The organism is Armatimonas sp., from assembly GCF_031410135.1.
In the GTDB taxonomy this organism is placed as follows: domain Bacteria; phylum Armatimonadota; class Armatimonadia; order Armatimonadales; family Armatimonadaceae; genus Armatimonas.
This window is the reverse complement of the sequence record NZ_JANNYP010000198.1, coordinates 1-13,392: the sequence shown is the minus strand read 5'-3', so window position 1 is coordinate 13,392 and position 13,392 is coordinate 1. Positions and strand designations below refer to the sequence as shown.

The 13,392-nt window shown below is 57.3% G+C and carries 15 protein-coding genes and 2 pseudogenes; 11 read left to right on the top strand and 6 right to left on the bottom strand.

Annotation, left to right across the window (positions count from 1 at the left end):
- Window positions 1–138: 138 nt before the first annotated feature.
- The 3 genes and pseudogenes from RMO15_RS07210 to RMO15_RS07200 all read left to right on the top strand — a co-directional run bounded on the left by RMO15_RS07210 (window position 139) and on the right by RMO15_RS07200 (window position 3,037).
- Window positions 139–1,001, top strand: a pseudogene (locus RMO15_RS07210) (IS982 family transposase).
- Window positions 1,002–1,117: 116 nt separating this feature from the next.
- The gene (locus tag RMO15_RS07205) at window positions 1,118–1,906 is read left to right on the top strand and encodes a hypothetical protein (protein WP_309709842.1); all 789 of its coding nucleotides are present in this window, start codon (window positions 1,118–1,120) and stop codon (window positions 1,904–1,906) included.
- A gap of 138 nt (window positions 1,907–2,044) precedes the next feature.
- Window positions 2,045–3,037 (top strand): Gfo/Idh/MocA family oxidoreductase, encoded by a 993-nt coding sequence (locus tag RMO15_RS07200; protein ID WP_309709839.1) that lies wholly within the window; start codon window positions 2,045–2,047, stop codon window positions 3,035–3,037.
- A 4-nt stretch (window positions 3,038–3,041) separates the two neighbouring features.
- Here the strand turns inward: RMO15_RS07200 and RMO15_RS07195 are convergent, their stop codons facing one another.
- The 5 genes from RMO15_RS07195 to RMO15_RS07175 form a co-directional block, all read right to left on the bottom strand.
- A complete protein-coding gene (locus RMO15_RS07195) occupies window positions 3,042–3,431 on the bottom strand; it encodes a nuclease A inhibitor family protein (RefSeq protein ID WP_309709836.1) in 390 nt (129 codons plus the stop codon).
- Window positions 3,428–4,429, bottom strand: a complete 1,002-nt coding sequence (locus RMO15_RS07190; protein WP_309709835.1) for a DNA/RNA non-specific endonuclease — start codon at window positions 4,427–4,429, stop codon at window positions 3,428–3,430. Before RMO15_RS07190 ends, RMO15_RS07195 begins: the two co-directional genes overlap by 4 nt.
- 17 nt (window positions 4,430–4,446) lie before the next feature.
- Complete coding sequence (locus tag RMO15_RS07185; RefSeq protein ID WP_309709833.1) at window positions 4,447–5,583, bottom strand: phosphopentomutase; 1,137 nt, start codon at window positions 5,581–5,583, stop codon at window positions 4,447–4,449.
- 156 nt (window positions 5,584–5,739) lie between these two features.
- Window positions 5,740–6,843: a TFIIB-type zinc ribbon-containing protein gene (locus RMO15_RS07180; protein ID WP_309709830.1), complete on the bottom strand. Its 1,104-nt coding sequence runs from the start codon at window positions 6,841–6,843 to the stop codon at window positions 5,740–5,742.
- Window positions 6,844–6,949: 106 nt separating this feature from the next.
- Window positions 6,950–8,023: an SPFH domain-containing protein gene (locus RMO15_RS07175; protein ID WP_309709825.1), complete on the bottom strand. Its 1,074-nt coding sequence runs from the start codon at window positions 8,021–8,023 to the stop codon at window positions 6,950–6,952.
- A 133-nt stretch (window positions 8,024–8,156) separates the two neighbouring features.
- Between RMO15_RS07175 and RMO15_RS07170 the strand changes: the two genes are divergently transcribed.
- Window positions 8,157–8,522, top strand: a complete 366-nt coding sequence (locus RMO15_RS07170) for a hypothetical protein (protein ID WP_309709823.1) — start codon at window positions 8,157–8,159, stop codon at window positions 8,520–8,522.
- 6 nt (window positions 8,523–8,528) lie between these two features.
- Here the strand turns inward: RMO15_RS07170 and RMO15_RS07165 are convergent, their stop codons facing one another.
- Window positions 8,529–8,936, bottom strand: coding sequence for a hypothetical protein (locus RMO15_RS07165; RefSeq protein ID WP_309709821.1), 408 nt, complete (start codon window positions 8,934–8,936; stop codon window positions 8,529–8,531).
- Between the two features lie 37 nt (window positions 8,937–8,973).
- Between RMO15_RS07165 and RMO15_RS07160 the strand changes: the two genes are divergently transcribed.
- The 7 genes and pseudogenes from RMO15_RS07160 to RMO15_RS07130 form a co-directional block, all read left to right on the top strand.
- Window positions 8,974–9,837 carry a TIM barrel protein gene (locus RMO15_RS07160; RefSeq protein ID WP_309709819.1) on the top strand — a complete coding sequence of 288 codons (864 nt, stop codon included), beginning with the start codon at window positions 8,974–8,976 and terminating at the stop codon, window positions 9,835–9,837.
- Window positions 9,838–9,859: 22 nt separating this feature from the next.
- Window positions 9,860–10,105: a hypothetical protein gene (locus RMO15_RS07155; RefSeq protein WP_309709817.1), complete on the top strand. Its 246-nt coding sequence runs from the start codon at window positions 9,860–9,862 to the stop codon at window positions 10,103–10,105.
- Window positions 10,102–10,362: a hypothetical protein gene (locus RMO15_RS07150; RefSeq protein WP_309709815.1), complete on the top strand. Its 261-nt coding sequence runs from the start codon at window positions 10,102–10,104 to the stop codon at window positions 10,360–10,362. The genes RMO15_RS07155 and RMO15_RS07150 overlap by 4 nt, the downstream gene beginning before the upstream one ends.
- Window positions 10,359–10,754: a hypothetical protein gene (locus RMO15_RS07145; RefSeq protein WP_309709813.1), complete on the top strand. Its 396-nt coding sequence runs from the start codon at window positions 10,359–10,361 to the stop codon at window positions 10,752–10,754. The genes RMO15_RS07150 and RMO15_RS07145 overlap by 4 nt, the downstream gene beginning before the upstream one ends.
- Window positions 10,751–12,490, top strand: coding sequence for a S1/P1 nuclease (locus tag RMO15_RS07140; RefSeq protein WP_309709810.1), 1,740 nt, complete (start codon window positions 10,751–10,753; stop codon window positions 12,488–12,490). Before RMO15_RS07145 ends, RMO15_RS07140 begins: the two co-directional genes overlap by 4 nt.
- A 14-nt stretch (window positions 12,491–12,504) precedes the next feature.
- The gene (locus RMO15_RS07135) at window positions 12,505–13,092 is read left to right on the top strand and encodes a Uma2 family endonuclease (RefSeq protein ID WP_309709807.1); all 588 of its coding nucleotides are present in this window, start codon (window positions 12,505–12,507) and stop codon (window positions 13,090–13,092) included.
- Window positions 13,052–13,392, top strand: a pseudogene (locus RMO15_RS07130) (metal-dependent hydrolase); the annotation flags it as partial. The gene RMO15_RS07135 and the pseudogene RMO15_RS07130, both read left to right, overlap by 41 nt.

Sequence of the window (13,392 nt, the reverse complement as noted above, 5' to 3'; positions counted from 1 at the left end):
CGGTGGTGGCGGAAGAGACTCTCCAGCACGTCCGCAAAGCTCTGCGCTTGGTCTAACTAACGTGAGTTCGGGATAAGGTCGGGTCGGGATTCCGGTAAACTGAGTTAGCTTACAACACGGTTTTAGGAGTCCCAACCCATGCTTAGTCTACTCGATCTCTTCTGTGAAATTGACGATTTCTGCCAAGAATTTCTCCCAGAACTACGAAAATATCAAGTCACCTCTTCTCGATCAAGGCAACGAAAACGTAGCCTATGTCAAAGCGAAATCATCACGATACTTATTGCTTTTCAGCTCTCACATTATCGAGAATTTAAGAACTTTTATCTCACTCTCCAGAAAAAAGACTTTCCGGGACTGGTAAGTTACAATCGTTTCATTGAATATATTCCAAGCGTGCTAATTATAATGATTTCTTATGTAAATCGCCGGAATGGAAAGTGTACAGGAGTTTCATTTGTTGACTCCACTAAATTAGTGGTCTGTCATAACAAGAGAATTCATAATCATAAAGTTTTTAAAGATCAGGCGAAGAGAGGAAAGACTTCAACAGGGTGTTTTTTGGATTTAAGCTTCATCTCGTCTTCAATGATGAAGGGGAAATCATATCTCTGGCAATAACGAAAGGAAATGTTGACGATAGAGCACCGGTACCTGCTATGTTCCAGAAAGTTTTTGGAAAAGTGTATGGAGATAAAGGCTATGTCTCGCAGGAACTTTTTGAACTGCTTTTTGCTGATGGGATCGAGCTGATTACCAAGAGCAAGAAGGGCATGAAACCTCGGCTCATGCGCTATGTGGATCGGATTTTACTTCGCAAACGAGCCATCGCTGAGACGATCATTGACCAGCTCAAAAACATCTGCCAGGTGGAGCATACTCGGCATCGAGCAGCTTCGGGCTTCTTATGGAATCTACTTTCTGCTTTGATTGCCTATAGTTTCCTGCCTAAAAAGCCCTCGCTCCATCTACGAGACACTAAAGGACTCACCCCAGCTTAACCCGAACTCACGTTAAACCATTGGTGCGCATCTCACTGTTGAGATTTGCTGATATTTCTTGAGCCAAATGACTTGCGATAGGATGGGTTGCCTAAACACTTCCCGGAGCAAATCACTTGACCCTCACTGATTTTATCGCCACTTTGTTCTTTCATATCGACGAAGCCATGAAGAACGTACCAAAAGACCCAAGAGCGCAACTCTGGCCCAGCGAACTTGTTACCATCGGCGTCCTCTACGTCCTCAAGGCGCAAAGTCAGAGACGCTTTTGGCAGTGGCTTGAGGCCAACTATCTTCACCTGTTTCCGGCTTTGCCGGAACGCTCCCGCCTTTTCCGCTTGATGCGAGCCCACCAGGATTGGACAGATCGTTTCTTGGCTGACCCCGGTATGCTCCTCGTGAGTGACAGTCTGGGAATCGAGTTGATTCATCCTCGCAGACAAGGTCGAAGTGAGGGGCAAGTCGGCGAAAAAGGCAAGTCTAATGGCCAGTGGTACGTGGGAGTGAAGTTCTGCCCCCTTCTCAACTTTGATGGTCGCATCTGCGATTGGGACGCGGAAGGAGCCAGCCTTTATGATGGAGACTTCCAACGGATGCTGTCGGATCATCCCAACGAGCCCAAATTGGTGGACAATGGCTTTCATAAATCTGCCAAACGTGGCGGCGATTGTGAGAATCTGATCGTCTGTCAACGTGGCCAGCGAAACTATCGAATGATCGTCGAGACGCTCTTTTCCGGTTGGGTTCGGATTTTTGGGATGAAATCGATCACAGAGCGTGGTTGGCCCGGTATTGAGAGTCATCTTGCCTTTGCCTGTGCTGCCTGGAATTTGGTGACTGATATGGCCACAGCATTATTTGGTGGTGACAAAAAGAGCATCAGTACGGCTTGGGTGCCGATTTGAAATAGCACCAATGGTTAAATATAGCATATTTTCCGTTTCGTGAGCGGGGGCCTTTGTGTGCGGTTTTTACCTAGGAAATCCATGGAGGCAGGAGATAGGGGCCGTGTCGCCGAAGTGGTAGGGTGGAGGAACAACGGAATGATCCGTATTGGAATGATCGGGTGCGGCGGGATCGCGCGGCACCACTTAGGGCAGCTAGCACGCATTGAGGGCGTGCAGGTTGTGGCGCTTCAGGACCCGGACGCGGAGCAGCTCAAGCGATGCCAGACCCAGTTTCCGCAGCTGGTGGGTGAGGCGAAGGTGCTTAACACGGCGGACTGGAAAGAGCTGCTGGCACTCGACGAAGTAGACGCGGTGGAGATCTGCACGCCCCACACGCAACATGGACCTCAGGCGCTCGATGCCATTGCCGCCAAGAAGCACGTGCTCTTGGAGAAGCCGATGGTCAGCAATGTCCAAGAGGCGCACACGCTCCTCAAAGCCCTCGAAGGCTACGAGAAAGTCTTCGCCTTGGCCTACCAGCGCCACTCGATGGGGCAGTTCAAGCTGATTCGCGACAAGATCGCCAGCGGGGAGATGGGGCAGGTGACCTCGCTCAATGCGCTTCAGTCACAGAGCTGGAAGAACGGAACCAAGGGCTCCTGGCGGCAAGACCCCGCGCTCTCCGGCGGCGGCCAGATTAACGACTCCGGCTCGCACCTGGTGGACATCCTGCTCTACACCACCGGTCTGACGGTCGCCCAAGTGGCGGCATTCCAGGACTTTAGGGGCACACCCGTGGACATTGACTCCGTGCTCTCGATTCGCTTTACCAATGGCGCTCTGGGCAATGTCTCAGTGATCGGCGATACGGTTGTCGGTTGGCACGAGGATATCTCGATCTGGTGCGAAAAAGGCGCGTTCTTCTATCGCAATGGCCAGCTGACAATTGTAGATGACAAGAACGTGCGCACCATCATGGACGGCAACAACCTGCCGGGGACGCAGAACATTGACGAGAACTTTGTCGGGGCGATTCTAGGAAAGAACGATGTCGGTGCACCGCCGCTCTGTGGCTTGCGTACCATCGAGATGACCGAAGCCGCCTGGGAGAGCGCCAAGCTCGGTGGCGCTCCCGTGACGATGAACTAGCACGCTACGTTTCTGTGAGCATCGTAGAGACCCCGGCGGTATCGCCCTCCGGGGTCTTTCCCACCACATAGACGAGAATCTCTGGCCCGGCACCCAGCCGAAAAGCGCGTGTGTCCGACAGCGTAGCAAGCCGGGCAACCAGGGCCTGAAAGCGTGCTTGATCTGCCCTCGCCTCGTCGTCGTCCCCGTCTTGTGGCGTGACCATTGGGGCAAAGAATTTAGTTAGCTCCACTTCCTGAACGGGTGTCGCCGCGTCTTTTTCCAGGTGCGCCAGCAGAGCCTCCCCTGAGCTAATGACTACACCTTTCCAGACAAAGGGCTTGAGTGGTGCATCCGACTCGCTCAGAAAGAGTAGCCCTTTGGTGGCGGCGCGAAGCTCACTTAAAAGACTCATCGTCGTCCTCCTGCGCCAAAGCCGCCCGCATCACTCCCAAAGCTGCCGCCGCTACTGCGCCGATTGCTTTTCTTAAAGCCACTTGAGCCTCCCGCGAAGCTATTGGCTCCCTCATCTCGTTTTTGTTTGAGGATCTGCGCCACCGAGCTAGAAATGCCTTTTAGAAAAGTCTGCCCCGTTACCTTCTCTAGCTCCGTGACCGTGGTCAGGTACTTATCCCAGGGCTGGCGCGAGATCGTGGAGATATTGGGCATCTGGATGGTGATAATGCGGGTCTCTGCGGTGACACGCTCTAGGTCATTGCCGCTTTTTTCCGGCAGTACCAGCACGATCTTCCAGCCAAAGTCGGGGACTGCGATGCCATCACTTCCTATCGTCTTGAAGTCCTTATCGCGGAAGCCATGACCGCACATAATATAGAGCTCGTTGCCGCTATTGGCTAGCGTACGGCAGTAGGACTCCAAGCCTTCCCAGGGACCGGCGTTCATCCCATGTTGCTGAGGAGTGATGTTGGTCATGTAGAACACGACCTGGTTGTCCTCCGGGCTCGCCGTACGGTCTTTGCTGGGACAGTTGTGGCCACGATCATAGCCCGAGTTGCTATAGTCACGGGTGGTGATCGCCTCAAAGCCCGAGGGAAGATCGGGGTCGGGGACGAAGTTGCTGCGCTCGGTCTCGCCGATATCGCTCGCCTTCAGGTGCCAGGCGACCCAGTTGGGAAAGCGGAGCGTGTTATTATAGGAGAGCGTCATCTGAGGCCGCGCCATGAGAAAATGATCTTGATTCCGCGGCGACTCTGTAGCGTCGTCCGGGTTGCCCAGAACCGTCAGTGGATCGTCGGCAGGCGCATTGGCATCTACTGAAGGCCGCGAAGACTTCCCCAAAAATCCCCCCGGCTGCGAGTTCACCGGGCGGCTATCCGTTATCGTCGTGCGCGGCTGCGTCGGTGGCGCGGCAGGCTTGGGGCAACCCGCGAGGAACAGACCTAGTAGAGGCAAACAGAAAATATAGCGTTTCAAGGCATCTCTCCGTCTACAAGATACCTCAGAAGTGTATTGCTCCACCAATCAAAGCCAGAAACGTCGCCGAGGTTTTGTGGGGTGGTAATGCTTGGGCCAAAGAGTAAAAGCGGGATGTACTCGCGGCTGTGATCGGTGGAGGGCGTCGTGGGGTCGTTGCCGTGATCGGCGGTGATTCCCACCAGATCGCCGGGCCTGAGATGCGGCAGAAAGTCCGTGCCGAGCCAGGCATCGAACTCCTCCAGCAATCTTGCAAAACCAATCGGATCATTGCGGTGGCCGTAGAGCATGTCGAAGTCCTCTAGGTTGGCAAAGATAAAGTCCGCATCAGAGTGCTGAGCGGCGTTTGTCAGCGCGGCGCAGTGGGCAGGGTTATTGGTGGTTAGCTCGCGGTGCTGACCCGGCGCTTCGGGAAACAGCTCGCAGGTCTTACCGATAAAGTGCGTCGTCTTGCCTGCCTCCGAGAGCCGATCCAGCGTGGTGAGGTGTGGTGGCGGCAGCGGCCAGTCTTTGCGATTCTCGGTGCGCCGAAATGTCTCTGCACTCTCGCCGACAAAAGGTCGTGCGATCACCCGGCACAGTGGCAGAGTGGCCCGCGCAATCTCGCAGATCTCATAGAGCCGCTCCAGCCCGAAGTACGTTTCGTGCGCCGCCACTTGAAAGACCGAGTCCGCCGAGGTGTAGACAATGGGATAGCCCGTATGTAGATGCTCCTCGCCAAGCTGTTTGAGAATCTCCGTCCCTGACGCGGGGTAGTGCCCGATGGTTTTTGTTCCAATCGTCGCCTCATAAGCTGCGATTAGGTCGTCAGGGAAGCCGTTGGGATAGATCGGAAACGCGGGATCGGTAATCACGCCCATCATCTCCCAGTGGCCTGTGACGGTGTCTTTGCCCTTGCTCTTCTCCGCCAGCCGCCCCCAGTGGCTTGGCGCATCGGGATTCGCCTTCACTCCCCTGATCTCGGTGAGGTTACCCAGGCCCAGCCGCTCCAGTGTCGGCAGATGTACGCCACCTACAGCCTTTGCAGTATTGGCCAGCGTATTTGAGCCCAGATCACCCACCCCATACTCCAGTACATCGGGGAGCTCGCCGCAGCCGCAGCCATCTAAGACGATCAAGAAAAAACGACGCATATTCTAGGGTACCACCCGAACCCACCTAGCGAACCCACCCGCCTCGTTCCTCGGCACCCTCCCTCAGGGCAGGGAGGGTTAGGGAGGGTTTGCCAGCCCTCTCCCTCTCCCCCTTCCTTCGTAGAGGGAAGGGGGCCGGGGGGATGGGTTCAGGGACTACACCTGCGGCTTCTGCTGGCCGTTTTGCCACCAGTAGTACAGTGCGATAGCGGCGATCACCAGCAGCACCACGCCTGCGATCTTCCAGATGCTGTACGGACGCTCGCCTTGGACTTCGCCGGTGCGGGCGTTGATGAGTACCTGAAAGACCTTTCCCTCAAAGCGATAGGCCGCGATCCAGATGGGGAGCAAAATGTGCTTGAACGTCTCGGCGGAGTAGTCGGTTTGGATGCTGTGCACGCGCTGCTCGTCGCCACCAATATCAGAGCGCACATCAGAGTGGATCACGCCGGACATGATCTCCTTGGCGCTCTCAAAGCCCGTCCCCAGATCCACCTGGTAGCGCTGCGCCCGAAACCCCGCCAGATACGCAGGCTCGTACGGCACCAGGGCTTGCAGATCCCACGGCGAGAGGTCTTGCACTCTTGAGGGATTGACGGCGCGAGAGGCGGGAATGAGAAGATCGTCAAAGAAGCGTGCGACCGTGCCCGAGGCTGGGTACCAGCGGGTTTTCTGCACCTGGCGCTCCTTCCAGACAATTCGCCCATTCTGATCCGTCTCGCTGTAGCGCTCGGTTTCGTAGTAGTGCTCGCCCCGCTCGCCTCGGTAGCGGCTCTGGGTCTGGGAGTCGTAGGTCCAGTGCGGGAGATAGACCCCCGCAATGCCGTCTTGACGCGCCATGTTCTTTAGAGCACTCGGGGCAAACCAGCGCGAGCCTAGCCAGCGCTTGATTGCCACTTGGGCATCTTTCTTGGGAACCGCAAAGGGGAGCACGGCCTCAGGAGCGATGAGTGGGTGGGCCGCAATGGGCTGCGCGACGATCTTCGCGGCGCAGAACGGACAGAAGCCCGCCACCTCGGGGGGCGTGAACTCCGTGACCGCGCCGCAGCTCTCACAGGCAACTTCTACTGCGTTTTCGGCCAGACGCGCTAAACGCGAGGCATCGGGTGTGAGATAGAGCTGGAGGTCATTCTCACGAATCTCCCGCGCCGTGTTCTCCTGCGGAACCGAGACCTCAGAGCCACAGTACGGGCACTTGAGCTGCCCCGCTTTCGGATCGAACTCTAGGTCAGCGGAGCAACCTGGGCAAGGGTATCTCATGAACCAGCCCCCCTATCCCAACACCAGCAAGCTGGTACCCGACAGGGGAATCTAAGAGGTAATTCCTTATATTCCCCCCGCCGGGCGGGGGGTAGGGGGGACACTCTCATTTCGGCAGAGGCGGGGGGACATTGGCAAAGACACTTGCCAGCTCGGTGACTTCCCCAGCAGGCTCCCAGCCCGCCATGCCTTGTTTCCAGACTAGCGTCTCGCGGGAGATATTCTTCTGTGCCAGCGCTGCAAGATCAAACGGGCCTTCCTGCGCACCGTTCACCCCTACAAACCACGCGGCCTGTGGTAGAGGCGGTGGGGAGCCAGCGTTTGCCCCGCCGTTCATAGAGTTCTGGAGCTGGTTGCCCATGGCGATTCCCATGGCCAGATCGAGCGCGGGGTTGCCGCCGCCGGGGTTGTTGGCGCTGGCCTCGATAGCATTAGCGGCCTGGAACTGGGTGTAGCGGTTCATGTCGCCTAAGATTCCCATCTGGGTGCGCTTATCAATCGCGGCTTCGACTTCTGGTGGCAGGCTCACGCTCTCGATGAGAATGTGCATGACTTCCAGGCCGTACTGCGCAAAGTCTGGCTGGAGCGCGACCCGCATCGCATCCCCGATCTGGGTGTAGTGGGCCGCGAGGTCGTAGACCCCGATCTCGCCCTTGCCGATCCACTCCGCAAAGTGCGTGGTCATAAACGCCCGAAGCTGGTCGGCGGCATCGTCGGTCTCGAAGCTCGGGTTGGTGGAGATCAGCTGGCGCAGGAGCGTCGCGGCGTGGCCGATGCGCATGGAGTAGGTGGCAAAAGCGCGCAGGCGCACCGGGCCGAGCTCGGGATCGCGGAGAGTGATGGGGTGCGGCGTTCCCCACTTCAGGCCTGTGAACTGGCGGGTATTGAAAAAATAGACCTCGGCCTTGAACGGGGAGTTAAAGCCGTGCGGCCAAGACTTCAGTGTGGTCAGAATCGGCAGGTTCTGGGTGGAGAGCGTGTAGGTGCCCTCGACAAATTCATCGGCGACCTGGCCCTCATTAACAAATACCGCTGTCTGTCCGGGGCGAACGATTAATTTCGCACCGTTCTTAATTTCATTGCCCTGTCGCTCAAAGCGAAAGGCGAGCGTGTCTTGTGAGTCATCTAGCCACTCGATGACATCAATAAACTGGCCGCGAATGGCATCAAAAAGTCCCATATTGTTCTCCTGAGAGTGTGTTCACCAACTCAGACAGTCTTTCCTTTTGTCTGGTTGCAAGCCGTAACCACTTGGGGAGCTTTTGCGTTTCTAAGATATGGCACGAGCTAATCGAATAAAGACCGACTCTACGATGCGCCTGACAGACGGTACGCTGCGTTTGGTACGTCGCCGTTGGTTGCGCCAAGAGGTGCTGATCCGAGAGAACTACGTGGAGCACCGGGTTATCTTCCGGGGCTGGCGGCGGGTGATACGCATTACCGATGGCTGGGTCTATATTGAGAGAGTTGAGACAAAGGGCAACTGGCAGCGCTACCGGGTTCGGGTGCGCGGTACGGGCGGCGAGCTGGTCTTGACGGATCGTCAGTGGCTAGGCTGGGAAGAAAACGCGGTTCCTGAGGCTCTGGCACGACAAGCGGAGCTGGTGGCTCAAGAAACGGGCTGGCGGCTAGATGTGCCATACCTGCTCCGGCGTGGCTCCCATATTCGGACTGTTTAGGGTTTTTTAGACATCGGGCGGCGTGTTCTCGGGGAGAGCGGTGCGGATACGGAAGCCCACGCGCTCGCGGGTCTCGGTTCCGTGGCTTGCGGGGACATGGATCGCCTTGAGTGTCAGCGCCGCTACGCTACTGGGAAGGATAGTACGCGTCTTGCGGCCCTCGTCGTCGCGGCCATCGAAGTAGACAAAGTCCGGGAGCGCGGAGCCAAAACCGTCTACATCCAGAATCTCACCGGTGGGAGTAGTGACCAGTGCCTTCGTAGCCTCGTCCTCGTCTAGCTCTTTCTCAAAGGCATCTAAGAGTGTTGCTAATCCCATCACAACCAGCTCTGCGGGGGTGGGAGGAACTTGTTGTTGCTCTTCGTCTGTTAGTTCCGGCTCCCCGATGTGTTCTACCTCTGCGGATTCATCCATTCTGCGAGTATACTCACTAAGGAGGACGATTTTAACTATGGCGGCTTTTGATAGGCTCAATGATGGCTCAAGCCACGCTCCGCGCCTGCGGGTGCAGCAGACACTCTGGGGGATGGCGAAGCTTCCGATGAACGGAGCGGCGGAGTGGACGCTCGATGAAAAGTTTTCGCACTGCAAGGCGGCGGGGCTAGAGGGAGTCGAGTGCTGGCTCAGTGACGAAAACGAGAAAGAGGTCACGGAGGCACTTAAACGTCACGGGCTGCGGCTTGCACTAGGACACCGGCCCTATAAAGTTGAGGACACACAGAGGCTGATTGAGCGTGCGGTTCGGGTTGGAGCGGACTATGTCATGGCGCAGCCCGCCGATGCCTACACGCCTGTAGACACCGTCGCCAAGCTGGTCACCGAGGGCCGGAAAGTCGCCAATGAGGCCGGGCTCTGCTACTTTGTGGAGACGCACCGAGGGAACTTCACGGAGACGATCCCGCAAACCCTCGCTTTAATCGAGCGCGTCCCCGAGATTCGCATCACGGCGGATCTGTCGCACTTCGTGGTGGTCGGCGAGTTCTACGGCTGGGAGGACGAAAAAGCCCACGAGCGGATGCTGCCGATTCTGGAGCGCGTCGCGCATGTCCATGGGCGCATCAGCAACGGCGAGCAGGTACAAGTGGACTGCGGTGATGGCACCACGCCCTGGGCACGCTTCTTTGTGAAGCTCTGGACCCTGGCGATGAAGAGCTGGAAAGCGGGTGCAGATCCCGGTGATATTCTCCCGTTCTCCTCCGAGCTTGGCCCACCGCGCTACGCTATCACCACTCCCGACGGCAAAGAGATCTCCGACCGCTGGGAGCAGGGCCTCCTGATGACCCGCCTCGCCCAAGAAGCGTGGGATACGGCGTAGGCAATGCGGTACCATAATAGCCATGCCAAAACGTGCTGAGCCTATCACCGACCCAGCGGATCTGCTGCATCTGCTGGGGCGCTTCTTTCTTTGTCTCGTCGTCAATATCATGGTGGTCTTTAGCCTTGTGCAAAAAAGCTGGACCTCCGTGGTGGTACTCTCGCTCGGCTCGCTCTGGCTCCACCGGACGACCATCGTGCTCTGGAAAAAGCTGAGTGCGGAGCGTGTAGAGAAGCTTGCCCAGCAGCGGGAGGCACAGCGGCAATGATGCGCCCACAGCGAGCACGGCCAAAGCCCAGCAAGGGCGCGGATAAGCTCATTCTTACGATGTTTGCTCTGCGTATGGCCGTGGGGCTGGTCGCCTTTTGCACGATTATCACACTCGCCTTCCAGCTCCCCGAAAAGGACAAGCACTTCGCCTGGCTCGTGTTGCTCATCGGAATCGCCTACACAGCGGTCGCGGGCTCGATCCTGGTAAAGGCGCTGCGTAAGTACCGAACGCGCTACGGAGCGGAGAAGAAATGACGATTTCCTGTGCGGTTTTTGTGGACAGTGTACGACAGGGTCAGAACGGGATTGATCTGTGCGGACTCTCAGAGGGCTTTGGGTTTCCGGGCTTGCCGGTCACGCTGGAGAAGATGCCACTCTTTCTCAACTTAGAGCTAGACGAGGCCGATCGCGGTAAGGCGTGCCGCCTAGAGTTCCACTTGCTCTCCCCCCATGGCCAGGCGCTTGACTCCCCGAACTGGCTAGACTTTACGCTCCCCACGGACGACGAAGCCGTGACGGCTAAGCTCTTACCGACACTCGATCTGACTTTCCATAATTTTGGAATCCATACTCTCGAAATCCGTCACGAGGAAACCACGCTCCAGCGCCTCCAACTAACGATCACCCAGCAGGGACTACGACGATGATAAAAAAACTCGCTTTTTCGCTTCTGGCGACCGTTGCGGTCGCCTCGGTTTCCCATGCCTGGGGGGGAGTCGGTCATACCTATGTCGCCAAGCTCGCGGTGGACACGCTGCCTGCCTCCCCGCTCAAGACCTTGATGCTCCTCAATAAAGACTGGTTTGCCGCCGCTTCCTCACACCCGGATCGCTGGCGTAACCGGCCCGATCACGCCGAGGCAGGACGGCATTTTTTAGACGGTGAGCGCTTTGGCTTTGGCTCCGATCTCAGTAAAATCCCACAAGACTTCGCCGCCGTGCAGAAGATCAGCGACTACATGAAGCTGCGTAGCGACGGCATGAACCCTTGGACGGTGCGGCGCATCTACGGCCTTATGGTGCTGGCGATGCGCGAGAAGCGCTGGGATGATGCGATGGTGCAGGCGGCCTATCTCTCGCACTACGTCGGGGATGCCCACGTGCCGTTCCATGCCACGGAGAACTACGACGGCCAGCTCTCGGAGCCCTCGCAGAAAGGCATTCACGCCCGCTTTGAGTCCGTGATGCTGGAGAAAAGCGTGGCGTATTCCGAGCTGAAGCCGGGGAAAATCTCGCTGACGAAAGACAAAGACTCCGTCGCGACGATGTTCTCGATCTTGCAAGCCAGCATCAACGAAGTTCCCAGTATCCTGGTTATTGACAAGAAAGCCAGTGCGGCGGCGGCGGGGGATACGTTTAGCGATGCCTACTGGAGTGCTTTTACGCCCGCGGCCAAGCCGATTGCCATCAGGCGGCTCGAAATGGGCGGCGCGGCGCTGGCAAGCCTGCTCGAAAGCGCGTGGCAAGAGGCGGGTCGCCCTGCGCCACCAGCAGGCTTCCAAGCGAAAAACAGCAGCCTGCCCTACGCTCCCGAGTTCACTCCCCGCGGCCAGACACCACCCCCGTTTATGCCTGTGATCACGGAAGAGCAGAAAATCGCGGCGCGCAAGAGAGCGATCACGCTACATATCGAGTCCGAGGCGCTGGGCAAGTTTGTCCCATGCACCGTGCTCCTGCCCAAAGGATACTGGGAGTCGGGAAATACCAAGCGCTACCCGGTGCTGTACTTAATGCATGGCGCGTTTGGGAAGCATACGGACTGGCTCAAAAACGCAGGCACGGCGGCCTATCTCGCAGACCTGCCGCTGATTGTTGTGCTGCCCGACTCCCAGGGCGACTCGTTCTACCAGAACTCGCCCGGCTTTGGAAGCTGGCAGACGTACTTTGAGAAAGAGCTGATGCCCGAAGTGGAGGGCACTTTTCGGACGATCAACAAGCGCGAGGGCCGAGCGATTGCGGGGCTCTCGATGGGTGGCTACGGCTCCTGGCACTTGGCACTCGACAACCCCGGCAAGTTCTGCGCCGCCGCCTCGCTTTCAGGTGTTGTTGAGTGGGGCGAGGGCAAGCCCATCCTAAACTTTGTCCAGAAGATGTATCCGACCGACACCGAAAAGCTCTATGCCACGAACGCGCTCTGGCCCAAGATCGAGAAGCTCACCGATAAAAAAGGCGCGTGGCGTGGCCCGACGCTCTACTTCGACTGTGGCAAGGACGATTTCTTAATCCAGACGAACCGCGATATGGAGCGCCGTCTTCTGGAAAAGGGACTTCCGTTTGAGTTCGCGGAGTTCGATGGTGCCCACACCTGGCCCTACTGGGACGAGCACCTGCGCGATGTCCTTAACTTCACGATGCGCCACGTGGCGGCTCCCACAGAGAAATAAGAGAGATTGTGGCCATGTATGCTTTTAAGTTAGAGCCGAAAATAGCTCCTGAGGAGTATCTGGAAGCCGAGCGTCAGGCCGATAGCCGTAGCGAGTGGCACGATGGCATCGTGATTCGCATGGTAGGGGCCTCCGAAGAGCATATTGATATCGTTGAAAACATCTCGGGGCAACTCTACATAGAGCTACGTGGGAAGTCTTGTCGGACGGCGACGCATGATCTACGGGGGAAAACTTCGAGATCGTATGTCTATCCGGATGTTGTCGTTACTTGTGGCGACCGTGTCTACAATGACCAAGACTGTCTGACAAACCCCCAGGTGCTGATTGAGGTACTCTCTGACTCGACGGAGCGGGCAGATCGGGGCTGGAAGCTCACGGAGTATCGCAGTATTCCCTCGGTGCAAGAGATTATCCATGTCTACCAGGATAGAGTTCAGGTGGATTGCTACAGTCGTCCAGACAAAAACGAGACACGCTGGCTTTACGAGGCTTATATTAGCCTGGAAGCGGAGCTGGTGATCGCGAGCCTGGAAGTCACTCTCCCCCTTCGGGAAATCTATGCGAACGTGGTTCCTGAAGGCGATGCAGATCCCGCCTGAAGTTTTGCAGCGCTACTCGGAGCCACACCTACGCTACCACACGGTGCGGCACCTGCGGGCGGTCTTGGGGGCGCTCTCTCGGTGGTGCGGCCCAACACTTCCACCCTCGCTGTATCTTGCTGCCCTCTGGCACGATGCCGTCTACGACCCGAAGGCCCACGACAACGAGGAGCAGAGCGCTGCACTCGTTTCAGACCGACGGGCGCAGCGGCTTATCCTTGCTACGAAAAAACACGAGCCGCTGGACGAAGGCGAGGACATGCGCCAGCTTTTAGATGCAGATCTCTGGATTCTGGGAGC

Coding starts and splice junctions, on each gene's coding strand:
- RMO15_RS07165 (WP_309709821.1), bottom strand. CDS start 8,936: ATGGATGAATCCGCAGAGGTAGAACACATCGGGGAGCCGGAACTAACA.
- RMO15_RS07145 (WP_309709813.1), top strand. CDS start 10,359: ATGACGATTTCCTGTGCGGTTTTTGTGGACAGTGTACGACAGGGTCAG.
- RMO15_RS07185 (WP_309709833.1), bottom strand. CDS start 5,583: ATGCGTCGTTTTTTCTTGATCGTCTTAGATGGCTGCGGCTGCGGCGAG.
- RMO15_RS07150 (WP_309709815.1), top strand. CDS start 10,102: ATGATGCGCCCACAGCGAGCACGGCCAAAGCCCAGCAAGGGCGCGGAT.
- RMO15_RS07180 (WP_309709830.1), bottom strand. CDS start 6,843: ATGAGATACCCTTGCCCAGGTTGCTCCGCTGACCTAGAGTTCGATCCG.
- RMO15_RS07175 (WP_309709825.1), bottom strand. CDS start 8,023: ATGGGACTTTTTGATGCCATTCGCGGCCAGTTTATTGATGTCATCGAG.
- RMO15_RS07195 (WP_309709836.1), bottom strand. CDS start 3,431: ATGAGTCTTTTAAGTGAGCTTCGCGCCGCCACCAAAGGGCTACTCTTT.
- RMO15_RS07160 (WP_309709819.1), top strand. CDS start 8,974: ATGGCGGCTTTTGATAGGCTCAATGATGGCTCAAGCCACGCTCCGCGC.
- RMO15_RS07200 (WP_309709839.1), top strand. CDS start 2,045: ATGATCCGTATTGGAATGATCGGGTGCGGCGGGATCGCGCGGCACCAC.
- RMO15_RS07140 (WP_309709810.1), top strand. CDS start 10,751: ATGATAAAAAAACTCGCTTTTTCGCTTCTGGCGACCGTTGCGGTCGCC.
- RMO15_RS07155 (WP_309709817.1), top strand. CDS start 9,860: ATGCCAAAACGTGCTGAGCCTATCACCGACCCAGCGGATCTGCTGCAT.
- RMO15_RS07135 (WP_309709807.1), top strand. CDS start 12,505: ATGTATGCTTTTAAGTTAGAGCCGAAAATAGCTCCTGAGGAGTATCTG.
- RMO15_RS07170 (WP_309709823.1), top strand. CDS start 8,157: ATGCGCCTGACAGACGGTACGCTGCGTTTGGTACGTCGCCGTTGGTTG.